Raw genomic sequence first — 26,186 nt, 5'->3', positions numbered from 1 at the left:
TGACCCGGGGGCAGGCGTGGCCGCGGGGGCGTGTCCGGTCGTGAGGGTGCCCGTCGGCGGGTGCGCGGGTGGGGTGGCTCGGCTGTCACTGCCCGGCGGGGCCGACTCAGCGCGAGCGGGTCGCGTCGATCAGCGCTCGCATCACCCGTACGTCCTCGCCCATCTCCGGATGCCACTGCACGCCTAGGACCCAGCCGGGGCCGGACGGCAGTTCCAGGGCCTCCACGGTGCCGTCCGCCGCGTGGGCCGAGGCGACCAGGCCCGTGCCGAGCCGGTCCACCGCCTGGTGGTGGTACGTCGGCACGAACGCCTCCTCCGGCACGGCAGCGGCGTACAGCGTCCCCGGCACCGGCCGGACCGGGTGGCCGCCGAACACGCCCACCACCTCGGCGTGGCCCTCGACGTGCTGGACGAGCGTGCCGCCCAGGGCGACGTTGAGCAGTTGCATGCCCCGGCAGATGCCCAGCAGCGGGACGCGCGCGGCCAGGGCCGCCTCGATGAGCGCCAGCTCCCAGGTGTCCCGGGCCCGGGCGGGCGGGCCGGTGCGGGGATCGGGCTCGGCGTCGTAGCGGACCGGCTCCACGTCCGGGCCGCCCGCGATCACCACCCCGTCGAGGCGGGAGACGGTCGCGGCGGCGTGCTCCGGCGCGTCCGGCGGGAGCATCGCGGCCAGTCCACCCGCCCGCTGCACCAGCCGGGGATACCCAGCCGGCAACAACGCCGCCTCCAGCTCCCACACACCCCAGCGCGCCCCGGACTCCAGATACGTGCTGACGCCGATCAGCGGCCTGTGCGCCATCCGTCCTCCGTCCTCCCTCTTCCTTCCATCCCTCGTCCTCGTAAAGGACCGGTCTCATACCTTTTCCGCGCGGCGCTCACGCCAGGAACCCGCGCAGTAGCGCCGCCGTCCCCGCGCAGTGTTCCCGCGTGATCTCCCGCGCCCCGTCCGCGTCCCCGTCGAGCACCGCCTCCACGAGCGCGGCGTGCTGGCGCTGGGAGTGCTCCAGGTTGCGCACCAGCAGCGGGATGCAGTCCAGCAGGTCGTTGAGGGTGGCGCGGACCGCCGCGTACTGCGCCGCCAGGGCCGGTGAGCCGCACAGCTCCGCGAGCGTGAGGTGCAGCCTCGTGTCCAGCCGCCGGTACTCCGGCAGCGGCGCGTCCCGCGTGCCGGCCAGCGCCTCGCGCAGCCGTGCCGCCGACGCCCGCGTCAGCCCGTGCGCCGCGCACAGCCCGGCCGCGCCCACCTCCAGCACCTCCCGGAAGCGCAGCACGTCCTCGATGTCGACCCCGGCCACCCGGCGCCGCAGTTCGTCCTCGCCGCCCGCGTCCGCGCGAGGCAGCACGAACGTTCCGCCGTACCGGCCGCGTCGCGCCTGGACCAGCCCCTGGTCCTGGAGGACCCGCAGCACCTCACGCAGCGTCACCCGGCTGATCCCCAGCCGCTCCGCCAGCTCCCGCTCGGCCGGCAGTCGCTCGCCCCCCGACACCAGGCCCAGCCTGACGACCTGGAGGATCTGCTCCAGCGCCTCCTCGAAACCGTTGCCGGCCCGCACCGGTCGCAGCACCGGCGCCAGCCGGTCCGTCACACTCCCGGAACTCACGCCGGATTCCTCCCGCACGCGGCCGCGCCCCCTTCCCAACCAATGGTTCCCCGCCATACCTTATGGCTCCCGGCCAGAAGGAGGCTCTCCCCGTGGCAGACCGCACACCCCCGCTCGGGGTCGAGGAACTGCACGCCCTCGTCGCCGCCGGTGACATAGACACCGTCGTCCTGGCCTTCCCCGACATGCAGGGCCGCCTCCAGGGCAAGCGGTTCGCCGCGCGCTTCTTCCTCGACGAGGTCCTGGCGCACGGCACCGAGGGCTGCAACTACCTCCTCGCCGTCGACGCCGACATGAACACCGTCGACGGCTACGCGATGTCCTCCTGGGACCGCGGCTACGGCGACTTCGCCATGCACACCGACCCGGCGACCCTGCGCCGGCTGCCCTGGAACGAGGGCACCGCCATGGTCGTCGCCGACCTCGCCTGGGAGGACGGCTCCCCGGTGCTCGCCGCGCCCCGCCAGATCCTGCGCCGCCAACTGGAACGGCTCGCCGGACACGGGCACACCGCGCAGGTCGGCACCGAGCTGGAGTTCATCGTCTTCCGGGACACCTACGAACACGCCTGGGACGCGAACTACCGCGGCCTGACCCCGGCCAACCAGTACAACGTCGACTACTCCGTGCTCGGCACCGGCCGCGTCGAACCCCTGCTGCGCCGCATCCGCAACGAGATGGCCGGCGCCGGCCTCACCGTCGAGTCCGCCAAGGGCGAGTGCAACCCCGGCCAGCACGAGATCGCCTTCCGCTACGACGAGGCCCTGGTCACCTGCGACCAGCACGCGGTCTACAAGACCGGCGCCAAGGAGATCGCAGCCCAGGAGGGCATGTCCCTCACCTTCATGGCCAAGTACAACGAGCTGGAGGGCAACTCCTGCCACATCCACCTCTCCCTCGCCGACGCCGACGACAACAGCGTCATGGCCGACGACCGAGAGGGCGGCATGTCCGAGGTCATGCGGCACTTCCTCGCCGGACAACTGGTGGCGCTGCGCGAGTTCTCCCTCCTCTACGCCCCGCACATCAACTCCTACAAACGGTTCCAGCCCGGCTCCTTCGCCCCGACCGCGGTCGCCTGGGGGCACGACAACCGCACCTGCGCCCTGCGCGTGGTCGGCCACGGCCGCTCCCTGCGCTTCGAGAACCGGCTCCCCGGCGGCGACGTCAACCCGTACCTCGCGGTGGCCGGCATGGTCGCGGCCGGACTGCACGGCGTCGAGCAGCGCCTGGAACTGCCCGAACCGTGCCCGGGCAACGCCTACACCGCCGACTTCGCCCACGTCCCCACCACCCTGCGCGAGGCCGCCGAGCTGTGGGAGAACAGCGCCCTCGCCAAGGCCGCCTTCGGTGACGAGGTCGTCGCCCACTACCGCAACATGGCGCGTGTCGAACTCGACGCGTTCGACGCCGCCGTCACGGACTGGGAGCTGCGCCGCTCCTTCGAACGCATGTGAGGCACCCGTTGTCCGACGTGACCGACGTGACCGACCTGTCTGATCCTTCCGCCGAACCGTCCGACGAGCTACGGGTACTGAACCCCGCCACCGAAGAGGTCCTCGCCTCGGTCCCCGCCGCCTCCGCGGCCGACGTGGACGCCGCCGTCGTACGGGCCGCACGGGCGCAGACCACCTGGGCCGCCCTCGCCCCCGGCGACCGGGCCCGGCTGCTGCGCCGCTTCGCCGGGGCCGTCGACGAGCACCTGGAGGAACTGGCCCGGCTCGAGGTCCGCGAGGCCGGGCACACCATCGGCAACGCCCGCTGGGAGGCCGGCAACGTCCGCGACCTGCTCGACTACGCCGCCGGGGGAGTGGAGCGGCTCACCGGACGCCAGATCCCGGTCGCCGGCGGCTTGGACGTCACGCTCCTCGAACCGCTCGGCGTCGTCGGCGTCATCGCCCCCTGGAACTTCCCGATGCCGATCGCGGCCTGGGGCACGGCACCGGCGCTGGCGGCGGGCAACGCGGTCCTCCTCAAGCCCGCCGAGACGACCCCGCTCACCGCGCTGCGCCTGGCCGAACTCGCCCTGTCCGCCGGTCTCCCCGAGGGCCTCTTCCAAGTACTGCCGGGACACGGGCCCGTCGCCGGCGACGCGCTGGTCGAACACCCGGGCGTGGCGAAGATCGTGTTCACCGGGTCGGCGAAGGTGGGCCGGCGGGTCGCGGCCAAGGGCGCCGCGCTCCTCAAGCCCGTCACCCTCGAACTCGGCGGCAAGAGCCCCAACATCATTTTCGCCGACGCCGACATCGAGGCCGCCGCGGCCGCCGCGCCCATGTCCTTCCTCGACAACAGCGGCCAGGACTGCTGCGCCCGCACCCGCGTCCTCGTCCAGCGCACGGTGTACGACCGCTTCCTCGCCCTCCTGACCCCGGCGATCGAGTCCGTCCGCGTCGGCGACCCGGCCGACGAGAGCACCGAGATGGGCCCCCTCATCTCCCGCGCCCAACTGGACCGCGTCCGCTCCTACGTCCCCGCCGACGCCGCCGCCATCCGCGGCAAGGCCCCCGAGGGCGGCCCCGGCTTCTGGTACCCGCCGACCGTCCTCACCGGTGTCGAGGCGCACGCGCGCGTGGCCGTCGAGGAGGTCTTCGGACCCGTCGCCGTCGTCCTGCCCTTCGAGGACGAGGCCGACGCGATCCGCCTGGCCAACGCCACCGACTACGGCCTGGCCGGCTCACTGTGGACCGGGGACGTCGGCCGCGCCCTGCGCGTGTCCGGCGCGGTCCGCGCCGGGAACCTGTCCGTCAACTCCCATGCCGGCGTCCGCTACTGGACACCCTTCGGCGGGTTCAAACAGTCCGGCCTCGGCCGCGAACTCGGCCCGGACGCGCTGACCGCCTTCACCGAGACCAAGAACGTATTCATCAGCAACGTCTCGACGAACACGGAGGCTTAGCCACTCATGACCGAGCCACTCACCACCGGGCCACTCGTCGCCGAGGACATCGTCTGCCGTCGCCTGGTCGGCCGTACCGCCGTCGTCACCGGAGCGGGCAGCGGCATCGGCCTCGCCACCGCACGACGCCTGGCCTCGGAGGGCGCCCACGTCGTCTGCGGCGACGTGGACGAGACCCGGGGCAAGGCGGCGGCCGAGGACACCGGCGGGACCTTCGTCAGGGCCGACGTCACCGACCCCGAACAGGTCGACGCGCTGTTCCGGGCGGCCTACGACACCTACGGCAGCGTCGACGTCGCCTTCAACAACGCCGGCATCTCGCCGCCCGACGACGACTCCATCCTGGAGACCGGCCTGGAGGCGTGGAAGCGCGTCCAGGAGGTCAACCTCACCTCCGTCTACCTGTGCTGCAAGGCCGCCATCCCCTACATGCGGCGCCAGGGCCGGGGGTCCATCATCAACACCGCGTCCTTCGTGGCCCGGATGGGCGCGGCCACCTCGCAGATCTCGTACACCGCGTCCAAGGGCGGCGTCCTCGCCATGTCCCGGGAACTGGGCGTGCAGTTCGCCCGGGAGGGCATCCGCGTCAACGCGCTCTGCCCCGGCCCGGTCAACACCCCGCTCCTGCGGGAACTGTTCGCCAAGGACCCGGAACGCGCCGCGCGCCGCCTCGTCCACATCCCCCTCGGACGTTTCGCCGAGGCCGCGGAGATCGCCGCCGCCGTCGCCTTCCTGGCCAGCGACGACTCCTCCTTCGTCAACGCCACCGACTTCCTGGTGGACGGCGGGATCTCCGGGGCGTACGTCACACCGGTGTAGCTCGCCGCGTGCGGCGTCCTACAGTGCCGGGATGAGCATGACGCCGCCGCCCGGCTGGTACCGCGACCCGTCGGCCCCGCACCAGGAACGCTGGTGGGACGGCACGGCCTGGACGGAGCACCGGCGCGCCCCCGAGACCGCCGGGTACGGCCCGGCCGTGGGCCGGGCCCCGCAGCCGGGGCAGCAGCCGGCGTACCAGGTACAGCCGGGCCAGCCGGGCCAGCCGTCGACCGTGCCGCTGAACACGGGCGGCGGACCGGGTGGCGGCGGACGCGGGAAGGCCGTCGCCCTCACCGCCGCCGCGGCCGTGCTGGTCGCGGCGATCGTCACCGGCGTGTTCGTCCTGGGTGAGGACGACGGCGGCGACCCCGGGACGCAGGCCCCGCCGGTCACGGCGACCGCCACCGACCCCGCCCCGGTGAGCGACCCGCCGTCACCCTCGCCGAGCCCATCCGAATCCTCCGGATCCTCCGAACCCTCCGCCGACGACCCGGCCGTGGTCGAGGACCAGTTGAACGGCATCACCTTCCCGCTGCCGGACGGCTGGGTCCTGCCCAAGTACGTCGCCGAGGACGACGTCATGATGACCACGGACGGCACCTACGACTGCCCCGCCGACGGGAGCGTGTGCCGGCACGGCCTCGTCGTCTCCCGCACCGTCACCGCGAACGCCGAGTCCTCCCCGAAGACCCTCGCCCGCCAGGACATCGAGGACGCGGCCGACGACGCCTACGACCGCGACCTGATCGGCAACAAACCCTTCGGCGGCATCGAGTCCCACAAGGAGGTGTCGTCCGGTCCCGTCGCGGTCGCCGGACGCGCCGGGTACTACGTGCGCTGGCGGGTGACGACCGCCGAGGGGCCCGGCGGCTACGTGCAGTCGATGGTGTTCCCCTCCACCGTCGGCACGGAGTCCCCGGTCCTCGTCCGCTACGTCTTCGACGCGGGCGAGGACGGACCGCCGCTCGCCGACATGGACCGGATCACCAAGGGCATCCGGCCCGTCGGCGACGCGGACACGGGCGGCGGCGTGGGCAGCGGCATCGGCCCGACGGACTGACCGGGCCTACAGGAAGGTGTGCCCTTCGCCCCGGTAGGTCGGCACCGTCGCCGTCACCGCGTCCCCCTCCACCAGGTGCAGCGTGTCGAAACGCTCGCACAGCTCACCGGCCTTGGCGTGCCGGAACCACACCTTGTCGCCGATGAGCAGGTCGTCGGCGGGCGAGCCCAGCAGCGGCGTCTGGACCTCGCCGGGGCCCTCCTGGGGGTCGTAGCGCAGCCCCTCGGGCAGATACGGCACCGGCAGCCGGTCGGCGCCGGCCGCGCCCGAGGCCGGGTAGCCGCCGCCGAGCACGGTCACGACGCCGACTCCCGGCCGCCGGACCACGGGCTGCGCGAACAGCGCCGCCGGACGGCCGCTGAACGACGTGTAGTTGTCGAACAGCCGTGGCACGTACAGCCCCGACCCGGCGGCGATCTCCGTGACCGCGTCCTCGGCGGCGGTGTGCTGCACGCTGCCCGTGCCGCCGCCGTTGACGAACTCCAGGCCGGGCACCACGGCCCGGACCGCCCGCACCACGGCGGCCCGCCGCTCGGCGAGTTCCCGGCGGGCGGCGGCCTGCATCAGCCGCACCGCCCGCGACCGCAGCGGCCGGCCTGCGACCGCGTCCCCGACCCCGGCGACGTGACCCTCGTACGCCATGATGCCGACGACCTCGAACCCCGGCCGACGCGACACCGCCCGGGCCAGGTCGGCGACCTCGGCGGGGGAGTGCAGCGGGGAGCGCCGGGCCCCGACGCGCACCCGCCCGCCGAGCAGCCTGAGCGAGGTGTCCAGCTCCAGGCAGACCCGCACGACTTCCCGGCCGCCGTCGCGGGCCGCGTCGATGAGGCCGAGCTGCGCCGGGTCGTCGATCATCACGGTCACGGCGGAGGCGAGCTTCGGGTCGGCGGTCAGCTCCGCGTACCCGGCGCGGTCCGCCGACGGATAGGCGAGCAGCACGTCCTCGAAACCGGAGCGCGCCAGCCACAGGGACTCGGCCAGCGTGAAGGACATGACGCCCGCGAAACCGTCCCGTGCCAGAGCCCGTTCCAGCAGCGCACGGCAGCGTACGGACTTGCTGGCGACCCGGATCGGCTTGCCGCCGGCCCGGCGGAGCAGGTCGTCCGCGTTGGCGTCGAAGGCCTCCAGGTCCACGATCGCCACGGGGGCGTCCAGATGGGCGGTGGCCCGGTCGTAACGGGCCCGGTCGGCGGCGCACGCAGTCATGCACGCAGCCTGCCAGACAGGATTACCGCAGGGTAGGGGGACGTTCCGGGCCAATGCCACGCGCACGCGGACTGGTTCCCCCTCGGGCGGGGTCACGTCGTAGAGTGACGCGCACGCACGGCGGATACGACCCCGGCGGCAGGGCCCCGGGGCCCGCGCCGGGATGGCGGTCCTCCCGCGCGGGTATGCGTGCCCGGGACGGATCGTTCCGCGCCGGGCCGGGGCAGGGGACCACATCACCGGCCCGCGTCGGAGAAGCGGCACGGGCCCGAGGAAACGGGGGGTGCATGAGCACGGAAGCGCGCCGCGCCTCCCTTCCCCCGCACCCCGAGACCCCACCCCGCCCGGATACCCCGCCCAGCCCTCAGTCCCCGCCGGGTACGGCCCCCTCTCCCCGCCCGGAGACACCGCCCCGCCCGGCAACCCCACCTCGGCCCGGTACCCCGCCCCGCCCGGGGGCCGCGCCGGCTGCCGACGGCTTTCCCGGTCCGGTGGCCCCGGCCGGCCCGGAGGTCTCGTCGCGTCCGGGTGCTGTGTCCGGTTCGGGGTCTGGGCCTCGGATGGAGTCCGCGCGGGGTGCCGATGATTTTCCCGGTCCGGTGATACCGCCCCGTTCGGCGACGACGTCGCCCCGCCCGGAGAACCCGCCGGGTACCGGCACACCGCTCCGCCCGGAGCCTGCGCCGGGCCCGGATTCCGTGACCCGCTCCGGTGGCTCTCCCCGTCCGGTGACCCCGCGTGGTCCGGAGTCCGCGTCCCGCCCGGAGTCCGTGCCGGGCCCTGGCGCCACTCCCCGTTCGGCGACCCCGGCCCGCCCGGAGACGCCGTCGGGTGCAGGCACCCCGCCCCGGCCGGGTGTCCCGCCCCGACCGGTACAGGCGCCGGACGAGCGCGTGGGTGGCCCGGGCGTCCCGTACCCGGACTTCCGGCGACGCGCCGACGCCCCCTTCACCGCACCCTCCGCTCCAAAGAGCGAGGACACCCCGGGCCGCCGTACGGCTGCGGGCGAGGGGCGCGCGGACGTGCCCGCCCCCTCGGACGACCGTCGGGAGGACCGCCCCGACGACTCCGGAGCCCGGCCCCGCAACCCGCGCTTCCGGCTCGGCGGCTCCCGGTCCGGCGACGACGCGCCGCCACCCCGTGCCTCCGCCCGTTTCCCCGACACCGCGCCGACCGTCGGCCGTGAGGCCGCGGGCGGCGGCGCGATGCCGCAGACACCGCCCCACCGCGCCGGCGTTCCCGCGGAGACCCCGACGGAGACGACCACCCGCCTGCGCCCGATCCCGGCGGAACCGGTACCGGGACCCGCACCGGAAGCCGCACTCGCCGCGGAAGCGGAAACCGAGCCGGAAGCGGAAACGGGACCGGAACCTGGACAGGGACCTCGGACGGGACCCCGCGCGCCACGACCGGCATCCACCCCGCCCTCCGGCCCGGCGGACCGCGCCCCGGCCCCCGCCGGCCCCGACCCCGCCTTCTCCTGGAACTCCCCGGCACCCCCCGGCCACGGGCGGCCCCGGGTCTCGTTCGGGGAGCCCGAGGGGTACGACGGGCCGGCCCGGCCGCGTCGGCTCGGCGGGCGCCCGCGGCCCCAGGCCGTCGCCGCTGCCGTCTGTCTCGTGCTCGGGGTGGGGCTCCTCACCGGAGCCGTCACCGGTAGCTGGCTCGCTGAGGACTCCGGGGACAAGGGTGCGCGCAGCGCGTTCACCGAGGCCGGGGACCTGTGGCACAGCGTGCCCGTGGACCAACTGTTCCCGCCCACAGTCCAGGGCAAGGGCGCAGGACCCGGTGGAGCCGACCGTAGCTGGACGCGGGTCGCCGTCGCCCCGGACAGCGGCTGCGCCGGCGCCTTCGACCGGCTGCTGGCCAAGGTGCTCGACCCGGTCGGCTGCTCGCGCCTGCTGCGCGCCACCTACACCGACGCCACCCAGAGCTACGTCACCACCGTCGGCCTGCTCTTCACCAAGGCCGACGCCGCCGCCATGACCGCGCTGGCGAGCCGCTTCGAGAAGGAAGGCCTGGGCCGCCGGGCCGACCTCATGCCACTGCCGTACGCGGCCAAGGACACGGTCGCCGCGGACTTCGGCGCAGAGCAGCGGGCCTCGTGGACCGTCTCCGTGCTCACCGACGCACCCGTCGTCGTCTACGCCGTATCCGGCTGGGCCGACGGCCGCACCGTCGACGAGCCCGAGCCCGCCGAGGAGGCCACCGAGTCCGGTGCCACGTCGGCCCCCGCCCAGGCCGGCCTCGGCCACGAGGCGCAGGGCCTCGCCGACCGCGTCGAACGCGCCCTGCGCAAGAACGTCGGCCCGGCCACGGAGCACCCCTCGTGAACGCCCACCGCACCCGCCGCGCAGGCGGCGCCCTGAGCCTGTTCCTCGCCGCCGCCCTCGTCCTCGTCCCGGCACCCGCCGCGCACGCCGACGGCATCCGCGCCCAGCAGTGGGCCTTGGCCGCCCTGCACACCCAGGAGGTGTGGCGCACCACCAAGGGCGCCGGCGTCACCGTCGCCGTCCTGGACACCGGTGTCGAGGCCGACCACCCGGACCTGGCCGGCAACGTCCTCACCGGCAAGGATCTGGTCGGCTTCGGCGCGAGCGAGGGCGACCGCGCCTGGGCCAGGCACGGCACCGCGATGGCCGGGATCATCGCCGGTCACGGACACGGCACCGGAAACGCCGAGGGCGTCGTGGGCATCGCCCCGGAGGCGAAGATCCTGCCCGTGCGCGTGATCCTGGAGGACGGCGACCCCGCCCGTGCCAAGGCCCGCAAGACCCGCGGCAACGCCCTCGCCGAGGGCATCCGCTGGGCCGCCGACCACGGTGCCGACATCATCAACCTCTCCCTCGGCGACGACTCCGCCTCCGCGCACCCCGAGCCCGCCGAGGACGAGGCCATCCAGTACGCCCTGAAGAAGGGCGTGGTCGTCGTCGCCTCGGCCGGCAACGGCGGTGAGAAGGGCGACCACATCTCCTACCCGGCCGCCTATCCGGGCGTGATCGCCGCGACCGCCGTCGACCGCTACGGCACCCGCGCCTCCTTCTCCACCCGCCGCTGGTACGCCACGGTCAGCGCGCCCGGGGTCGACGTGATCATCGCCGACCCCGACCACCGCTACTACGAGGGCTGGGGCACCAGCGCCGCCTCCGCCTTCGTCTCCGGGGCCGCCGCACTGGTGAAGGCCGCCCACCCGGACCTCACCCCGGCCCAGGTCAAGGCGCTGCTGGAGGACTCCGCCCGCAACGCCCCCGCCGAGGGCCGCGACGACTCCCGCGGCTTCGGCTTCGTCGACCCCGCCGCCGCCATCGAGGCGGCCGCACGGCTGAAGCCGGAGGGCCTGAAGGCGGCCGCGTACGGCGACAAATACTTCGGCCCAGGACCGGACGCCCCCGCCTCCGACGACGGAACCTCGGCCTGGGCGGCTCCGCTGGCCGGCGGCGCGGGCGGCGTCCTGGTGGTCGCGGCCGTGGTCCTGTGGAGGGGCCGCCGCGAACGCTACGACGCCTTCTGACCCCGCCGACGCCTTCGCCCCGGCACGGCTCCTCGGCTATGTCAGCCCCGAAGGCCTCGCACGGCCCACTCGTCCCTGCCCGGTCCACCCGGCTACGTCAGCCCCGAACGCCTCTCACGGTCCGTTCGGCCCTGGTCGGCTGCGTCGGTCCCGCTCGGCCCGGCAGGGGTTGGTCGGCTGGGTCAGCCCCGACGGCCTCGCACGGTGCGCTCGGCCCCGCTCGGCTCCCTCGGCTACGTCAGCCCCGCACGGGCCCCGCACGCCCCGTCAGCCCTCATCGGCAGCGTGCTCCTCGTCCGTGAACACGGTCACCGCCGCCCGCGCCGCCGCCTCGGTCAGGGTGATGCCCTCCGCCTGCGTGCCGCTGCCCCGCGAGACCACCGCCACCAGGTAGCCGTGGCCGCCGGACTCCACCCGCCCGATGCTGTTGACGACCCACAGCCCGGTGGTGCTGCGTCGCAGCCAGCCGTTCTTCAGCGCCCAGGCGGTACCGCCGGTCCCGTCGGCAGCCGCCGACACACCCCACCGCTGACCGTCGGCGATCCGCCCCATCAGCCCCCGCACATACGCCCGTGAGGCCTCGCTCAGCTCCGAGCCGTCCGCCACGAACACCTGCCGCAGCAGCGCGACCTGGTCGGCGGCCGTGGTCTGCGTCAGCCCCCACAGCGGGCCGTCGCCGCCCGCGGTTCCCGTCAGCCCGAAGCGCACGTTCGCGGCGTCGAGTCCACCGGCCGTCCCGATCGCCCGCCACAGCGCCGACGCCGAGTCGTTGTCGCTGTTCTCGATCATCGCGACGGCGTACGTCTTCTCCTCGGTGGTCAGCGAACGCCCCGCGTCCTGCGCCCGGAGCAGCAGCGCCGCCAGGATGTCGACCTTGACGATGCTCGCCGTGTCGAAGGCACCCGTGCCGTACGAGGCGCTCTCGCCGGAGTCGGGATCGAGCACCGCCACCGACACCTCGGCGCCCTCCGCCACGGTCACCGAAGCCATGGCGGCCGTCAGCCGCTCGTCACGGTCCACCGCCGGCTCGGCCGTCTCCGCCTTCACCGATGCCTCCCCCTCCCCGCCCGAAGGTGCCGAGGCCGACGACGATACGGCGCCGCCGTCCGCACCGGGACGCGCGTGGCCCGGCCAGTACACCGCGCCGGTGACCGCGGCGCCCACGACGGCGAACGCGACCAGGGCGGACCACACCGGGGTACGTCGCCGTTGCCGCCGGGCTCGCCGCGCTCTGGAGGACTCCATGGCCGCGATGGTTCAGGCGGTTGCTGTGCGGGTCGTAGGACGGACGTTAAATCCCGGTCAGAGATCCCTGAGAGGCCGGTGAGGAGCGCCGTCCGCACCCCGATAGGGTCGGGGACCGTGGCGAACAAGAACATTCCCGACTCCGCCTTCTCCGACGACGACGGCTGCGCCGACCCCCGGCTGAGCGCGGCGCTCACCGCCTGGGCCGAGGACCGCACCGCGGTGACCCCCGTGCTGGAGGCGCTCAAGGGCGCCCGGCTGCTGGTACCCGTCGTGGCCGTGCTCGGTGAGGTGGAGGAGGACGAGAAGGGGCTGCGCCGCGAGAAGAGCAGTGACATGGCCGTACCCACCCTGAAGGCCGGCGACCGCACCGCGCTGCCCGCCTTCACGTCCACCGAGTCCCTCGCCCGCTGGGACCCGGGGGCCCGCCCCGTCGCCGTACCCGTGCACCAGGCGCTGCAGGCCGCCGCGCACGAGAAGGCGGACACCGTCGTACTCGACCTGGCCGGACCGGTGCCGTTCGAGCTGACCGGAGCGTTGCTGCTGGCGCTGGCCGAGGGGCGTACGACGGCCGACCCGCTCGCGGACCCGGCCGTGGCCGACGCCGTACGCACCGCCCTGACCGCCGAGCCCGCCGTGCTCCGGGCGCATCTCGGGCCGGGCCGGGCCGACGGCACCCTGGCGCTCGTCCTCGACCCCGGGGCCGACGCGGCGACGGCCGCCCGCGCCGTCGCAGGGCGGCTGGCCGCCGACGAAACACTGAGGGCCCGCCTGGTGCGCGGCCTCGACCTGGCACTGCTGCCGGCCGGGGCGACGCCGCCGGGCGAGCCCTTGTACGTGCGGGGACGGCTCCCGGGTCAGCCGTAGATCGCGCCCGTGTACTTCTCGCCCGGACCCTGGCCCGGCTCGTCCGGCATGAGCGAGGCCTCGCGGAAGGCGAGCTGGAGCGACTTCAGGCCGTCGCGCAGCGGCGCGGCGTGGAACGAGCTGATCTCGGTCGCGGTCGCGTCCAGCAGACCGGCCAGCGCGTGCACCAGCTTGCGGGCCTCGTCCAGGTCCTTGTGCGCGTCGCCCTCCTCGGTCAGGCCCAGCTTCACGGCGGCGGCGCTCATCAGGTTGACGGCGACCGTCACGATCACCTCGACCGCGGGGACCTCGGCGATGTCGCGGGTCATGGCGTCGAAGTCGGGCGTCTCGGGAGAGGGCTCAGGAGGGGTGTCACTCATGCCGGACACGATAGGCGCAGCGGGGGACCCGGCCCCACTCGGTCTCGGTTAGCCCTTCCCCTGCCGAGCTGCTAACCTTGTGTAACGACCGGTCGGACACGTACGCCCACGGCAGCGGATCCGGCCCACAAGTGGAGGCTTTCGAACTCCCACCTGGCCGTCCTCCGGACGGCGGGTCACCGGTCAGGCGGTCCCGTCCCAGCGGCGGCGGCCAGCCCGAAATCGCGCCCCGCGATCACATCGCGGCGGTGCTCCGGTAGTAGTTCGAGGAGCCCCGCCTGTGATCGTCCGGGGCATTTTTCATGCGCCGGCGCGGTTAGGTCTATCGAACACAGACGTTACGCGGCTGTCCGCCAGACCGTCGCGTGGTGCTACCGAGGAGGATCCATCAGCGCCGAGCCCCGCATCAACGACCGGATTCGCGTTCCCGAGGTGCGACTTGTCGGTCCCAGCGGCGAGCAGGTCGGGATTGTCCCGCTTGCCAAGGCCCTGGAGCTTGCGCAGGAGTACGACCTCGACCTCGTAGAGGTCGCGGCGAACGCCCGTCCGCCCGTGTGCAAGCTCATGGACTACGGGAAGTTCAAGTACGAGTCGGCCATGAAGGCCCGTGAGGCGCGCAAGAACCAGGCGCACACGGTCATCAAGGAGATGAAGCTCCGGCCGAAGATCGACCCGCACGACTACGACACCAAGAAGGGTCACGTCGTCCGGTTCCTCAAGCAGGGCGACAAGGTCAAGATCACGATCATGTTCCGTGGTCGCGAGCAGTCCCGGCCGGAGCTCGGCTACCGACTGCTGCAGCGTCTCGCGGAGGACGTCCAGGACCTCGGCTTCATCGAGTCGAATCCGAAGCAGGACGGCCGAAACATGATCATGGTCCTCGGTCCGCACAAGAAGAAGACCGAGGCGATGGCCGAGGCCCGCCAGGCGCAGGAAGCCCGCAAGGCGGACGCGAAGGCCAACCCCGGCAAGTCGCAGAACGCCGCGGAGTCCGACGAAGAGGCGGCCGAGGCCCAGGCCCAGGCCGAGGCACCCGCCGACGCGTGACCCCGGGGGACGCCAGTCCCCAGGACACAAACCGATACCAGTTCGACGCTCCAACCGTGCCCGGTTTCACGACCGGGCACCGGAGCGCCACCGACGAGGAGAGAACGGCGCCATGCCGAAGAACAAGTCGCACAGCGGTGCCAGCAAGCGCTTCAAGGTCACCGGCTCCGGCAAGGTGCTCCGTGAGCGCGCCGGCAAGCGCCACCTGCTCGAGCACAAGTCGTCGCGCCTGACGCGTCGCCTCACCGGCAACGCCGAGATGGCCCCGGGCGACGCCAAGAAGATCAAGAAGCTTCTCGGCAAGTGACGTACGGGCGCCACTGAGCGCCGTACGGCAGGACCGGGACCCAATCGATACCGGGCCGCGTGAGGACCACCGCGGCCCCGCTACAAGGAGTTAACAAGTGGCACGCGTCAAGCGGGCAGTCAACGCCCACAAGAAGCGCCGGGCGATCCTCGAGCAGGCCTCTGGCTACCGCGGTCAGCGTTCGCGCCTGTACCGCAAGGCCAAGGAGCAGGTCACCCACTCGCTGGTCTACAACTACAACGACCGCAAGAAGCGCAAGGGTGACTTCCGCCAGCTCTGGATCCAGCGCATCAACGCCGCTGCCCGCGCCAACGGCATCACGTACAACCGCTTCATCCAGGGCCTGAAGGCCGCCAACGTCGAGGTCGACCGCAAGATCCTCGCCGAGCTGGCCGTCAACGACCCGAACGCGTTCGCCTCGCTCGTCGAGGTCGCGCAGAAGGCGCTGCCGAGCGACGTGAACGCGCCCAAGGCGGCGTGACGCTGGCGCTGGCCTTGAGCCGTCGTCGAAGGGACCCGCAGGCTTGAGCCTGCGGGTCCCTTCGGTTGCCGTTGTGTTCGGTTCGTTGTCTGCCGCGGGTTCGTTGTGGCTTGTCGCGCCCACGCGGCGGAGCCGCACATGGATGCAGCCCCGCGCCCCTACGGGGCGCGTTGCAGTCCGCGTCGATTCAAATGTGAAGGTGAGCAAAGAGTGCGTCCCGCCAGCCCCGAGCTGATCTCCCCCCGGTCCCCCCGTGTCACCGCCGCGCGTCGGCTCGGGAAGCGGAACTTCCGGGGGAAGGAGCGGCTGTTTCTGGCGGAGGGGCCGCAGGCCGTGCGGGAGGCGGCGGGGTTCGGGGGCGCGCTGGTCGAGGTGTTCGCCACCGTCGAGGCCGCCGAGCGGTACGCCGACATCGTCGGTGCCGCCCGGGACGCCGGGGCCCGCGTTCATCTCGCCGCCGAGCAGGTGATCGAGGACATCTCCACCACCGTCACCCCGCAGGGCCTGGTCGGGGTCTGCGGGTTCCTGGACACCTCCTTCGACGAGATCCTCGCCGCCCGCCCCAGACTCGTCGCCGTCCTCGCCCACGTCCGCGACCCGGGCAACGCGGGCACCGTGCTGCGCTGCGCCGACGCCGCCGGCGCCGAGGCGGTCGTGCTCACCGACGCCTCCGTCGACCTGTACAACCCCAAGGCCGTACGCGCCTCCGTCGGCTCCCTTTTCCACCTGCCGGTCGCCGTCGGCGTACCCGTCGAGCGGGCCGTCTCCGGGCTGCGGGACGCCGGTGTCCGGGTCCTGGCCGCCGACGGCGCGGGCGAGCACGATCTGGACGCCGAGCTGGACGCCGGCACCATGGGCGGCCCCACCGCCTGGGTGTTCGGCAACGAGGCGTGGGGGCTCCCGGAGGAGACCCGCGCCCTCACCGACGCCGTCCTGCGCGTTCCCATCCACGGGCGGGCCGAGAGTCTGAACCTCGCGACCGCCGCCGCCGTATGTCTCTACGCGTCGGCGCGTGCACAGCGCGCCGCCGGAGGGTGCCGCTCCGTCACCGAGGCCTAGTAGGGTGACCAGCTCAAGGCCCCTGCGCGGTTGAGAGGTGGGGTACGGGGATGAGCGTCGGCACGAGCAGCGCACCGGGTGCACGCCAGGCGCCGCGGCCGCCCGCGCCCCGCACCCCCGGCGATCTCGCCGACCTCGGCATCGACCCGGACCAGTTGCCCGACGGCCTGGTCGTCGCGGACGAGTACGGACGCGTCGTCTGCTTCAACGCCGCCGCAGCCCGCATCACCGCCACCCCCGCCGCCCAGGCCCTCGGACGGCTCCTGGAGGAGGCGCTGCCCCTGGAGGACCTGGAGAGCCGGCGCTGGTGGCAGCTCACCGACCCCTACGGCGGCCTCGCCATCCGCGTCCGGCAGCCCGAGCGCAACCTCCTGCTCCCCGGCGGCCGGGAGGTCCTCGTCGCCGCCCGCTACGTCCGTACGCGGCCCACCGGCCCCGTCCACCGCGTCGTCGTCACCCTGCGCGACACCGAGGCCCGCCGCCGCACCGAGCGCAGCCACGCCGAGCTGATCGCCACCGTCGCCCACGAGCTGCGCTCCCCCCTCACCTCCGTCAAGGGCTTCACGGCCACGCTGCTGGCCAAGTGGGAGCGGTTCACCGACGACCAGAAGCGGCTGATGCTGGAGACCGTCGACGCGGACGCCGACCGGGTCACCCGCCTCATCGCCGAACTGCTGGACATCTCCCGGATCGACTCCGGGCGGCTGGAGCTGCGCCGCCAGCCCGTCGACATCGGGGCCGCCGTCGGCCGCCACATCCAGGCCTACGTCGCCGCAGGCCAGGAGGCCGACCGCTTCCTGCTCCGCCTCGCCCAACCGCTGCCCGACCTGTGGGCCGACCCCGACAAGGTCGACCAGGTGCTGAGCAACCTGCTGGAAAACGCAGTGCGGCACGGCGAGGGAACCGTCACCATTGACGTCACGCCCGCGGCGTCCCCCCGCGAAGGGGAGTACGGCGAGAACGCAGCTACGTCGGTCACGGTGAGCGACGAAGGGGCCGGCATCCCGGAGGAGTCCATGAACCGCGTCTTCACCCGCTTCTGGCGGGGCAGCAAGCGCGGTGGCACCGGCCTCGGGCTGTACATCGTCAAGGGCATCGTCGAGGCCCACGGCGGCACCATCACGGTCGGCCGCGCCCCCGGCGGCGGCGCCGAGTTCCGATTTACGTTGCCCGTGGCGGCCCCGGCGTACCTCACCTGAGATCCACTCGGAGGGCCGACGACCCCACGGGCGTAATCCAGCGTTCCACAGCCCCGTTAGACTCGGTCTTTGGCACCTTTGCGTCCAGTTCCGCAGACGAAGCGTCCCAGCCCCGTCTGAGGACCGTAGACGGGGCGTCCCAGCCAGCCAATCGGAAGCACGGGAAGAGATGTCGGCACCGAATAAGTCGTACGACCCTGTCGAGGTCGAGGCGTTGAAACCGGAAGAGATCGAGCGCACGCGGGACGAGGCGCTCGCCGCCTTCGCCGCCGCGGACTCCCTCGACGCGCTCCAGGAGGCCAAGGTCGCCCACACCGGCGGCACCTCCCCGCTGGCGCTGGCCAACCGCGAGATCGGCGCCCTGCCCCCGCAGGCCAAGGCCGAGGCCGGCAAGCGCGTCGGCATGGCCCGCGGCGCCGTGAACAAGGCGCTGGCCGCCCGCCAGGAGGAGCTGGAGGCCGAGCGCGACGCGCGCGTCCTGGTCGAGGAGGCCGTGGACGTCACGCTGCCCTACGACCGCGTACCGGCCGGCGCCCGCCACCCGCTCACCACGCTCTCCGAGCGCATCGAGGACATCTTCGTGGCCATGGGCTACGAGGTCGCCGAGGGCCCCGAGGCCGAGGCGGAGTGGTTCAACTTCGACGCGCTCAACATCGGACCGGACCACCCGGCCCGCGGCGAGGCCGACACCTTCTTCGTCGAAGGCCCCGACGGCGGCACCGAGTCCGGCGTCGTGCTGCGCACCCACACCTCGCCCGTGCAGATCCGCTCCGCGCTCTCCCGTGAGCTGCCGGTCTACGTGATCTGCCCCGGCCGGGTGTACCGCACCGACGAGCTGGACGCCACGCACACCCCCGTCTTCCACCAGGTCGAGCTGCTCGCCGTGGACGAGGGCCTGACCATGGCGGACCTCAAGGGCACCCTGGACCACATGGTCCAGTCGCTGTTCGGCGCGGAGATGAAGACCCGGCTGCGGCCGAACTTCTTCCCCTTCACCGAGCCGTCCGCCGAGATGGACATGCTCTGCTACGTCTGCAGGGGCGCGTCCGTCGGCAACCCCGACCGGCCCTGCCGCACCTGCTCCAGCGAGGGCTGGATCGAGCTGGGCGGCTGCGGCATGGTCAACCCGCGGGTGCTCACCGCCTGCGGCATCGACCCGGAGAAGTACAGCGGCTTCGCCTTCGGGTTCGGGATCGAGCGGATGCTGATGTTCCGCCACAACGTCGAGGACATGCGAGACATGGTCGAGGGTGACGTCCGGTTCACCCGGCCGTTCGGGATGGAGATCTGATGCGGGTCCCGCTTTCCTGGCTGCGGGAGTACGTCGACCTGCCGGCCACCGAGACCGGCCGCGACGTGCAGGCCAAGCTGATTTCGGCCGGCCTCGAGGTCGAGACCGTCGAGCACCTGGGCGCCGACCTCAAGGGCCCCCTCGTCGTCGGCCGGGTGCTGACCATCGAGGAGCTGGAGGGCTTCAAGAAGCCGATCCGCTTCTGCACCGTCGACGTGGGGCAGGCCAACGGCACGGGTGAGCCGCAGGAGATCGTCTGCGGCGCCCGGAACTTCGCCGTCGGCGACAAGGTCGTCGTGGTCCTCCCCGGTGCCACCCTGCCCGGCGGCTTCTCGATCTCCGCCCGCAAGACCTACGGCAAGACGTCCCACGGCATGATCTGCTCCGGCGACGAGCTGGGCATGGGCGACGACGGCAGCCACGGCATCATCGTGCTGCCGCCGGAGACCGAGGTCGGCAAGGACGCCATCGAGCTGCTCGAACTGGTCGACGAGGTCCTGGACATCGCCGTCACCGCCAACCGCGGCGACTGCCTGTCCATCCGGGGCGTCGCCCGCGAGGCCGCCATCGCCTACGGACTGCCGCTGCGCGACCCGGCACTGCTCGACGTGCCGGGCCCGAACGCCTACGGCTACCCGGTGAAGATCGCCGACCCCACCGGCTGCGACCGCTTCACCGCCCGCACGGTGACCGGCCTCAGCTCCGAGGCGCGCTCCCCGATCTGGCTCCAGCGCCGGCTCCAGAAGGTCGGCATGCGCTCGATCTCGCTCGCCGTCGACGTCACGAACCACGTGATGATGGAGCTGGGCCAGCCGCTGCACGCCTACGACCGCGACCTGGTCCAGGGCACCATCGGCGTGCGCCGCGCCGAGGAGGGCGAGAAGATCGTCACCCTCGACGGCACCGAGCGGAAGCTGCACGCCGAGGACCTGGTCATCACCGACGACCGCGGCCCGATCGGACTCGCCGGCGTCATGGGCGGCGCCAACACGGAGATCGCCGACCACGGCGCCGCCGAGAACGGGGGGACCGCGACGACCGACGTGGTGATCGAGGCCGCCCACTTCAACCAGGTGGCCGTCGCGCGCACCGCCCGCCGCCACAAGCTCTCCTCCGAGGCCTCCCGCCGCTTCGAGCGCGGCGTCGACCCGCAGGCCGCCGCCGCTGCCGCACAGCGCACCGTCGACCTGCTCGTGCTGCTCGCGGGCGGCACCGCCGAGGCCGGCGTCACCGAGATCAGCGCCCCGTCCGCACCGCACACGATCAGCGTCCCGGCCGACCACCCGGACAAGGTCGCGGGCGTGGCGTACGGCCGCGAGACCGTCGTACGCCGCCTCCAGGAGGTCGGCTGCGACGTGTACGGCCAGGACGAGCTGCTGGTCACCGTGCCGTCCTGGCGGCCCGACCTCACCGACCCGAACGACCTGGCCGAAGAGGTCATCCGGCTGGAGGGCTACGAGAACCTGCCCTCCACGCTGCCCAGGCCCCCGGCGGGCCGCGGCCTGACCCCCCGCCAGCGGCTGCACCGCCGGGTCGGGCGGGCGCTGGCCGGGGCCGGGTACGTCGAGGCGCTCAACTACCCGTTCGTCGGCGAGCAGGTCTTCGACCAGCTCGGTCTTGACGCCGACGACCCGGCCCGCCGTGTCGTCAAACTGGTCAACCCGCTCAGCGACGAGGAGCCCGCGCTGCGGACCACGCTGCTGCCGGGGCTGCTCGCCGCGCTGCGCCGCAACGACGGCCGGGGCGCGCACGACCTGGCCCTGTTCGAGTCCGGCCTGGTCTTCCACCCGCGTGACGAGCAGCGGGTCGCCGCGAACCTGCCCGTGGACCGGCGTCCCGACGCGGACGGCCTCGCCGCGCTGGACGCCGCGCTGCCCGACCAGCCCCGGCACGTCGCCGTGGTCCTGACCGGCGCCCGCGAGCAGGCCGGCTGGTGGGGCAGGGGTCGTCCGGCCGACTGGGCCGACGCGGTCGAGGCCGCCCGGACCGTCGCCCGCGAGGCCGGCGCCGAACTGGCCACCCGCAAGGGCCAGTACGGCCCCTGGCACCCGGGCCGCTGCGCCGAACTGACGGTCACCGTGGACGGCGAGGACAGGGTCGTCGGACACGCGGGTGAGCTGCACCCGCGGGTCCTGAAGACGCTGGGTCTGCCCGCGCGCACCTGCGCGATGGAGCTGGACCTCGACGCCGTGGAGCGGGTCGGCGACGACACCCCGCAGGCGCCTGGCATCTCCACGTTCCCGGTCGCCACGCAGGATGTCGCCCTGGTCGTCGACGCGTTCGTCCCGGCGGCGGACGTCGAGGCCGCGCTGCGCGAGGGCGCGGGTGAACTGCTGGAGTCCATCCGGCTGTTCGACGTCTACGACAACGCGGAGCAGCTCGGTGAGGGGCGCAAGTCCCTGGCGTACGCGCTGCGCTTTCGCGCGGGGGACCGGACGCTGACGGTCGACGAGGCGTCGGCCGCCCGCGACGCCGCGGTTGCCCTCGCGGGCGAGCGGGTGGGAGCGGTGCTCCGTAGTTAGCGGTTCGCCCAAGGGGCGTGGGGTTTCTGCCGGTTCGGCGGCTGCGGGTGCGTCGTGGTCGCTCGCGCAGTTCCCCGCGCCCCTGAAAAGCAAGACACGTTGCGCTGACGTCCCTCAAGGGGCGCGGGGAACTGCGCGATCAGCCACAACGCACCCGCGCTGGACGACGAACCGCAACCCGCCACGTACCCGGCGGAGCCGGCTTGCCGTCCGCCCCGCCACGGAGTGTCGGGCAGGCGGCCGGGCGGACGGCGTGAACACGGGCCGCCGCACTGTACGAGGGGGAGCCGGCGGCCCGGCCGGCCTCTTTCGAGGCAGTTCAGTCAACCGGTCGGGAACTCTCCGCGACAGCGCGCACACGCTGCGGATGCGCGTACTCCGTTCGCACCCCGTGTGAAGACCGACGCACTACGCTGTCGGCACCGATTCACCGGGGGGCACCCATGCAGCCCAACACCCTGCTCGACGCGATCCTGGACGAGGCGGGGATCTCGCACGCGGGACTGGCCGCGCACGTCAACCAGGCGGGACGGGCCCGTGGGCTCGCACTGAGGTACGAACACACCGCCGTCGCACGGTGGTTGAAGGGGCAGCGGCCACGCGGCCAGGTGCCCGACCTGATCTGCGAGGTCCTCGCGGCCCGGCTGCACCGCCCCGTCACGCTCGACGACATCGGCCTCGGCGTGCCCGGTGAACCCGCCGCCCCGCACACCGGGTCGCTGTCCGGGTTCGTGGAGCGGGCGACCGCCCTGTGGCGCTCCGACCAGCAGCAGCGCCCGCACATCCTGGGCGCCCCGGCGCTCACCGGCACGCCCGCCGTGATGCCGGTGTGGGAGTGGGAGAACCCGCCCGAGGACGTGGACGTCTCCCGCGGCGGCCGGCACCGGGTCACCGCGGCGGACCTGGAGATGATCCGCTGCGCCCGCGCCCACTACGAGCAGATGTACCGCAAGGCCGGCGGCATGGCGACCCGCGCCCGCATCGTCGGCTTCCTCAACTCCGAGGCCACCCCGATGCTGCGCGGCAGCTACACCGACGCCACCGGGCGTCAACTGCACCGCGCCACCGGGGGCCTGGTGGCGGTCGCCGGCATCTGCGCGTACGACTCCGACGCGCACGGCCTCGCGCAGCGCTACTTCCACCAGGCGCTCCGGCTCGCGAAGGCCAGCGGCGACCGGGGGCTCGGCGCCTACGTCATCGCGCTCCTGGTCAACCAGGCGCTGTTCACGCGGGAGTACCGGCAGGCCGTCGCCTTCGCCGAGGCCGCGCTGCGCGCCGCCGGCCGGCACATCACCCCGGCGCTCGCCTCCGACCTGTACGCGATGCAGGCCAAGGCGTACGCGCACCTGGGCGACGGCACCGGCGCACTTTCCTGCATCAGGCGGGCCGAGCAGGCCGCCGAGCGCATCCGGCGCGGGTACGAGCCCGACGAGACCGGCTATGTCCAGCCCGGGCTGGTCAACGTCCAGGTCGCCGAGGCCCTGCTCAGCCTCGGTGAACTCGCGGCGGCCGGGGAGCACGCCGCTGCGGCCGTCGACAACCCGGCGCACGACCGGGGGCGCGTGCACCGGCTCGCCATGCTGAGCACGATCGAACTGCGCCAGGGCAACGCCGACAAGGCGGTGGCCACCGCCGTGCGGATGGCCGAGCAGGCCCGGGGGATGGAGTCACAGCGCCTGCGCGACAGGCTCCGCGCGGTGCGCGAGCACCTGGTGAGCAACGGGTGCGCGGGCACGGCCGAGGCCGCCGAACTCATCGACGGGGCCCTGCGCGTACCACTGTGACCCGACGTGACCCGCGGTGACCCGCCGTGCGCCTGCTGCCGGGACGCTGCTGCTGCGATATTGCCACCTACTCAAGGAAGGTGGCAGAACCGTGCAGTGGACGAAACAGAGCGAACAAAATGTGTACTCAAATCGCTGGTTCAGCGTCAATCTCGCCGATGTCGAGCTACCGGACGGCCGGCATCTCGACCACTTCCTGATACGCATGCGCCCCGTGGCCGTGGCCACGGTCGTCAACGAGGCGGGCGAGGTCCTCCTGCTGTGGCGGCACCGTTTCATCACCGACAGCTGGGGCTGGGAACTCGCGGCCGGCGTCGTCGAGGACGGCGAGGACGTCGCGGTGGCGGCGGCCCGGGAGCTGGAGGAGGAGACCGGCTGGCGGCCCGGACCCCTGCACCACCTCATGAGCGTCGAGCCGTCCAACGGACTCACCGACGCCCGCCACCACATCTACTGGAGCGACGAGGGCACCTACGTCGGACACCCCGTGGACGACTTCGAGTCGGACCGCCGGGAATGGGTCCCCCTCAAACTCGCCCCCGACCTCGTCGCCCAGGGTGAGGTCCCGGCCGCCAACATGGCGGCCGCGCTCCTCCTGCTGCACCACCTCAGGGTCGGGCGTGATCAGCCGTAGGAGTAGAACCCCGAGCCGGTCTTGCGGCCCAGGCGGCCCGCGTCGACCATGCGCTGGAGCAGCGGGGGAGCGGCGTACAGCGGCTCCTTGTACTCCTCGTACATCGAGTACGCCACCGAGGCGACCGTGTCCAGGCCGATCAGGTCGGTCAGCTTCAGCGGGCCCATCGGGTGGGCGCAGCCCATCTCCATGCCGTTGTCGATGTCCTCGCGGCTGGCGATGCCCGACTCGAACATCCGGATCGCGGAGAGCAGGTAGGGGATCAGCAGCGCGTTCACCACGAAACCGGAGCGGTCCTGGGCGCGGATCGCGTGCTTGCCGAGCACCTTCTCGGTGAACAGTTGCGCCCGGCTGAGCGTGCCCTCGGAGGTGGTGAGCGCCGGGATCAGCTCGACGAGCTGCTGCACCGGGGCCGGGTTGAAGAAGTGGATGCCGATGACGTGGTCGGGCCGGGAGGTGGCGACCGCCAGCTTCACCAGCGGGATCGAGGAGGTGTTGGAGGCCAGGATCGCGTCCGGCCGGGTCACGACCTGATCGAGCACCTGGAAGATCTCGGTCTTGACCTGCTCGTTCTCGACGACGGCCTCGATCACCAGATCACGGTCGGCGAACTCGCCGAGGTCGGTGGTGAAGCTCAGCCGTGCCTGCGTCGCGTCCAGCTCCTCCGCGGTGATCTTGCCGCGCTCGGCGGCCTTGGCCAGCGAGTTGTGCAGCCGGGTACGGCCGATCTCCAGAGCCTCGCCCGTGGTCTCGGCGACCATCACCTCCAGACCGGAGCGGGCGCACACCTCGGCGATGCCCGCCCCCATCTGGCCGCAGCCCACCACGCCGACGCGTGCGATATCTCCCGAGATGCCGGTCACATCGTCCCTTTCGCTGACTTCACGGCTTTGGCAGCAGGCGTGCCGGGGTCCCCGAAGCCTGCTCCGATCGAGCACGTTACCTCCGAATGGTCACGGATCCGTCCCCCGGGTCGGGCATGCTGAGGGCCCGTACACGATCCGTGACCACGCGGATCCGCTGCGTTCAGGAGGTCTTCCCATGGGCCGTGTCTCGCGCCGTGCGTTCACGGTGGCGGCGTTGTCGGCGTTCACGACGGCGCCCCTGGCGTCGGCGGCCCCGGGCCCCGCGAAGCCGCCGCCGTCGCGCGGTGCCGACACCGGGATGCGGGGCATGTGGCTGGCCACCGTGGCCAACCGCGACTGGCCCACCCGCGCGGGGCTGCGGGCGTCCGAGCAGCGCGCGGAGCTGATCGAGCACTTCGACACCGCGGTCCGGCACCGCCTCAACACGGTGTTCCTCCAGGTGCGGCCCTCGGCCGACGCGCTGTGGCCCTCGACGTACGAGCCGTGGTCGCAGTACCTCTCCGGCAGTCAGGGCCGCGACCCCGGCTGGGACCCGCTGGGCACGGCCGTGCGGGAGGCCCACGCCCGCGGCCTGGAGCTGCACGCCTGGTTCAACCCGTACCGCGTCGCCACGCACGACGACCCGGACCGCCTCGTGTCCTCGCACCCGGCGCGCGAGAACCCCGGGTGGGTGGTGCCGTACGGCGGGCAGCTCTACTACAACCCCGGGCTGCCCGAGGTCCGGGCCTTCGTGCAGGACGCGATGATGGACGCGGTCGCGAAGTACGCGGTGGACGGCGTCCACTTCGACGACTACTTCTACCCCTATCCGGTGACCGGCCAGAGCTTCGACGACGGCGGCACCTACGGCACGTTCGGCGCCGGCTTCGCCACGAAGGCCGCCTGGCGGCGGGACAACATCGACCGGCTGGTGCGCGAGATGGCGGCGCGGGTCAAGAAGGTCCGGCCGGCCGCCCGGTTCGGTGTCAGCCCGTTCGGCGTGTGGCGCAACGCGGCCACCGACGAGCGCGGCTCGGACACCCGGGCGGGCGTGCAGACGTACGACGACCTGTACGCGGACACCCGCACGTGGGTGCGCGAGGGGTGGCTCGACTACGTCGTGCCGCAGCTCTACTGGAACATCGGTCTGGAGGCCGCCGACTACGCGAAGCTGCTGCCCTGGTGGGCCGAGGTGGCCAGGGGCAGCCGCACCCGGCTGTACGTGGGGGAGGCGCTGTACAAGTCGGGGGACCCGGCGCAGCCCGCCGCCTGGCAGGACCCCGCCGAACTGTCCCGCCACCTCACGCTGGCCGCGCGGTACCCCGAGGTCCGCGGACACGTCTTCTTCTCCGCGAAGGACGTCGCCGAGGACCGCGGCGGCGCGATGGCGCGGGTGGTCGCCGACCACTACACGCGGCCGGCCACCGTCCCGCGCTGACCACCGCCGGGC

The 26,186-nt window shown here is 73.2% G+C and carries 23 protein-coding genes; 17 read left to right on the top strand and 6 right to left on the bottom strand.

Annotated elements, in window-relative coordinates:
• Nucleotides 1-106: 106 nt before the first annotated feature.
• On the bottom strand, nt 107-799 hold the full coding sequence (locus tag KUM40_RS37195) for a gamma-glutamyl-gamma-aminobutyrate hydrolase family protein (protein WP_217170737.1): 693 nt from the start codon (nt 797-799) through the stop codon (nt 107-109).
• Between the two features lie 76 nt (nt 800-875).
• On the bottom strand, nt 876-1,586 hold the full coding sequence (locus KUM40_RS37190) for an FCD domain-containing protein (RefSeq protein WP_308401324.1): 711 nt from the start codon (nt 1,584-1,586) through the stop codon (nt 876-878).
• Nucleotides 1,587-1,693: 107 nt separating this feature from the next.
• On the opposite strand from KUM40_RS37190, the gene glnA4 reads away from it, so the two are divergent.
• From glnA4 to KUM40_RS37170, 4 genes are read left to right on the top strand one after another with little or no spacing between them, the layout of a single operon-like run.
• The gene (glnA4, locus tag KUM40_RS37185; RefSeq protein ID WP_217170735.1) at nt 1,694-3,058 is read left to right on the top strand and encodes a gamma-glutamylethanolamide synthetase GlnA4; all 1,365 of its coding nucleotides are present in this window, start codon (nt 1,694-1,696) and stop codon (nt 3,056-3,058) included.
• 26 nt (nt 3,059-3,084) lie between these two features.
• Complete coding sequence (locus tag KUM40_RS37180; RefSeq protein ID WP_374227458.1) at nt 3,085-4,497, top strand: aldehyde dehydrogenase; 1,413 nt, start codon at nt 3,085-3,087, stop codon at nt 4,495-4,497.
• A 6-nt stretch (nt 4,498-4,503) separates the two neighbouring features.
• Nucleotides 4,504-5,316 (top strand): 3-oxoacyl-ACP reductase, encoded by an 813-nt coding sequence (locus KUM40_RS37175; protein ID WP_217170733.1) that lies wholly within the window; start codon nt 4,504-4,506, stop codon nt 5,314-5,316.
• Between the two features lie 37 nt (nt 5,317-5,353).
• Nucleotides 5,354-6,376 (top strand): DUF2510 domain-containing protein, encoded by a 1,023-nt coding sequence (locus tag KUM40_RS37170; RefSeq protein WP_217170906.1) that lies wholly within the window; start codon nt 5,354-5,356, stop codon nt 6,374-6,376.
• Between the two features lie 6 nt (nt 6,377-6,382).
• Here the strand turns inward: KUM40_RS37170 and KUM40_RS37165 are convergent, their stop codons facing one another.
• Nucleotides 6,383-7,585, bottom strand: coding sequence for an amino acid deaminase/aldolase (locus KUM40_RS37165; RefSeq protein WP_217170732.1), 1,203 nt, complete (start codon nt 7,583-7,585; stop codon nt 6,383-6,385).
• Between the two features lie 893 nt (nt 7,586-8,478).
• On the opposite strand from KUM40_RS37165, the gene KUM40_RS41860 reads away from it, so the two are divergent.
• Together KUM40_RS41860 and mycP are read left to right on the top strand one after the other, a co-directional pair.
• A complete protein-coding gene (locus KUM40_RS41860) occupies nt 8,479-9,918 on the top strand; it encodes a hypothetical protein (protein ID WP_308401321.1) in 1,440 nt (479 codons plus the stop codon).
• Complete coding sequence (gene mycP, locus KUM40_RS37155) at nt 9,915-11,096, top strand: type VII secretion-associated serine protease mycosin (protein WP_217170731.1); 1,182 nt, start codon at nt 9,915-9,917, stop codon at nt 11,094-11,096. The genes KUM40_RS41860 and mycP overlap by 4 nt, the downstream gene beginning before the upstream one ends.
• Nucleotides 11,097-11,363: 267 nt before the next feature.
• Here the strand turns inward: mycP and KUM40_RS37150 are convergent, their stop codons facing one another.
• On the bottom strand, nt 11,364-12,341 hold the full coding sequence (locus KUM40_RS37150; protein ID WP_217170730.1) for a class A beta-lactamase-related serine hydrolase: 978 nt from the start codon (nt 12,339-12,341) through the stop codon (nt 11,364-11,366).
• A 117-nt stretch (nt 12,342-12,458) separates the two neighbouring features.
• Here KUM40_RS37150 and KUM40_RS37145 point away from each other — a divergent pair, with 117 nt between their 5' ends.
• Nucleotides 12,459-13,208 (top strand): SseB family protein, encoded by a 750-nt coding sequence (locus KUM40_RS37145; protein WP_217170729.1) that lies wholly within the window; start codon nt 12,459-12,461, stop codon nt 13,206-13,208.
• Here the strand turns inward: KUM40_RS37145 and KUM40_RS37140 are convergent.
• On the bottom strand, nt 13,199-13,567 hold the full coding sequence (locus KUM40_RS37140; protein WP_217170728.1) for a DUF1844 domain-containing protein: 369 nt from the start codon (nt 13,565-13,567) through the stop codon (nt 13,199-13,201). The two genes, KUM40_RS37145 and KUM40_RS37140, sit on opposite strands and share 10 nt — an antisense overlap.
• Before the next feature lie 387 nt (nt 13,568-13,954).
• Here KUM40_RS37140 and infC point away from each other — a divergent pair, with 387 nt between their 5' ends.
• The 9 genes from infC to KUM40_RS37095 all read left to right on the top strand — a co-directional run bounded on the left by infC (nt 13,955) and on the right by KUM40_RS37095 (nt 23,891).
• Nucleotides 13,955-14,614, top strand: a complete 660-nt coding sequence (gene infC, locus KUM40_RS37135; RefSeq protein WP_217170904.1) for a translation initiation factor IF-3 — start codon at nt 13,955-13,957, stop codon at nt 14,612-14,614.
• A gap of 112 nt (nt 14,615-14,726) precedes the next feature.
• A complete protein-coding gene (gene rpmI, locus KUM40_RS37130) occupies nt 14,727-14,921 on the top strand; it encodes a 50S ribosomal protein L35 (RefSeq protein WP_007829094.1) in 195 nt (64 codons plus the stop codon).
• A 97-nt stretch (nt 14,922-15,018) separates the two neighbouring features.
• Nucleotides 15,019-15,402: a 50S ribosomal protein L20 gene (gene rplT / locus KUM40_RS37125; RefSeq protein ID WP_217170727.1), complete on the top strand. Its 384-nt coding sequence runs from the start codon at nt 15,019-15,021 to the stop codon at nt 15,400-15,402.
• Between the two features lie 210 nt (nt 15,403-15,612).
• Nucleotides 15,613-16,461: an RNA methyltransferase gene (locus tag KUM40_RS37120; protein WP_217170726.1), complete on the top strand. Its 849-nt coding sequence runs from the start codon at nt 15,613-15,615 to the stop codon at nt 16,459-16,461.
• Between the two features lie 50 nt (nt 16,462-16,511).
• Nucleotides 16,512-17,660 carry an ATP-binding protein gene (locus tag KUM40_RS37115; RefSeq protein ID WP_217170725.1) on the top strand — a complete coding sequence of 383 codons (1,149 nt, stop codon included), beginning with the start codon at nt 16,512-16,514 and terminating at the stop codon, nt 17,658-17,660.
• 169 nt (nt 17,661-17,829) lie between these two features.
• Nucleotides 17,830-18,951, top strand: a complete 1,122-nt coding sequence (gene pheS, locus KUM40_RS37110) for a phenylalanine--tRNA ligase subunit alpha (protein WP_217170724.1) — start codon at nt 17,830-17,832, stop codon at nt 18,949-18,951.
• Nucleotides 18,951-21,473: a phenylalanine--tRNA ligase subunit beta gene (pheT, locus tag KUM40_RS37105; protein WP_217170723.1), complete on the top strand. Its 2,523-nt coding sequence runs from the start codon at nt 18,951-18,953 to the stop codon at nt 21,471-21,473. Before pheS ends, pheT begins: the two co-directional genes overlap by 1 nt.
• A 443-nt stretch (nt 21,474-21,916) precedes the next feature.
• The gene (locus tag KUM40_RS37100; RefSeq protein WP_217170722.1) at nt 21,917-23,257 is read left to right on the top strand and encodes a transcriptional regulator; all 1,341 of its coding nucleotides are present in this window, start codon (nt 21,917-21,919) and stop codon (nt 23,255-23,257) included.
• Nucleotides 23,258-23,348: 91 nt separating this feature from the next.
• Nucleotides 23,349-23,891, top strand: coding sequence for an NUDIX hydrolase (locus KUM40_RS37095; RefSeq protein ID WP_217170721.1), 543 nt, complete (start codon nt 23,349-23,351; stop codon nt 23,889-23,891).
• On the opposite strand, the gene KUM40_RS37090 is transcribed toward KUM40_RS37095, so the two are convergent.
• The gene (locus KUM40_RS37090) at nt 23,882-24,754 is read right to left on the bottom strand and encodes a 3-hydroxybutyryl-CoA dehydrogenase (protein ID WP_308401320.1); all 873 of its coding nucleotides are present in this window, start codon (nt 24,752-24,754) and stop codon (nt 23,882-23,884) included. The genes KUM40_RS37095 and KUM40_RS37090 overlap by 10 nt on opposite strands.
• A 178-nt stretch (nt 24,755-24,932) precedes the next feature.
• On the opposite strand from KUM40_RS37090, the gene KUM40_RS37085 reads away from it, so the two are divergent.
• Complete coding sequence (locus KUM40_RS37085) at nt 24,933-26,174, top strand: glycoside hydrolase family 10 protein (protein ID WP_217170720.1); 1,242 nt, start codon at nt 24,933-24,935, stop codon at nt 26,172-26,174.
• Nucleotides 26,175-26,186 lie beyond the last annotated feature (12 nt).

The organism is Streptomyces sp. AC512_CC834 (assembly GCF_019049325.1).
Lineage (GTDB): Bacteria > Actinomycetota > Actinomycetes > Streptomycetales > Streptomycetaceae > Streptomyces.
The sequence above is the reverse complement of the archived record's forward strand: the minus strand, read 5'-3'. Positions and strand labels throughout refer to the sequence as shown.

Coding starts and splice junctions, on each gene's coding strand:
- KUM40_RS37140 (WP_217170728.1), bottom strand. CDS start 13,567: ATGAGTGACACCCCTCCTGAGCCCTCTCCCGAGACGCCCGACTTCGAC.
- KUM40_RS37175 (WP_217170733.1), top strand. CDS start 4,504: ATGACCGAGCCACTCACCACCGGGCCACTCGTCGCCGAGGACATCGTC.
- pheS (WP_217170724.1), top strand. CDS start 17,830: ATGTCGGCACCGAATAAGTCGTACGACCCTGTCGAGGTCGAGGCGTTG.
- KUM40_RS37170 (WP_217170906.1), top strand. CDS start 5,354: ATGACGCCGCCGCCCGGCTGGTACCGCGACCCGTCGGCCCCGCACCAG.
- KUM40_RS37115 (WP_217170725.1), top strand. CDS start 16,512: ATGAGCGTCGGCACGAGCAGCGCACCGGGTGCACGCCAGGCGCCGCGG.
- rpmI (WP_007829094.1), top strand. CDS start 14,727: ATGCCGAAGAACAAGTCGCACAGCGGTGCCAGCAAGCGCTTCAAGGTC.
- pheT (WP_217170723.1), top strand. CDS start 18,951: ATGCGGGTCCCGCTTTCCTGGCTGCGGGAGTACGTCGACCTGCCGGCC.
- KUM40_RS37150 (WP_217170730.1), bottom strand. CDS start 12,341: ATGGAGTCCTCCAGAGCGCGGCGAGCCCGGCGGCAACGGCGACGTACC.
- KUM40_RS37195 (WP_217170737.1), bottom strand. CDS start 799: ATGGCGCACAGGCCGCTGATCGGCGTCAGCACGTATCTGGAGTCCGGG.
- KUM40_RS37100 (WP_217170722.1), top strand. CDS start 21,917: ATGCAGCCCAACACCCTGCTCGACGCGATCCTGGACGAGGCGGGGATC.
- KUM40_RS37165 (WP_217170732.1), bottom strand. CDS start 7,585: ATGACTGCGTGCGCCGCCGACCGGGCCCGTTACGACCGGGCCACCGCC.
- KUM40_RS37085 (WP_217170720.1), top strand. CDS start 24,933: ATGGGCCGTGTCTCGCGCCGTGCGTTCACGGTGGCGGCGTTGTCGGCG.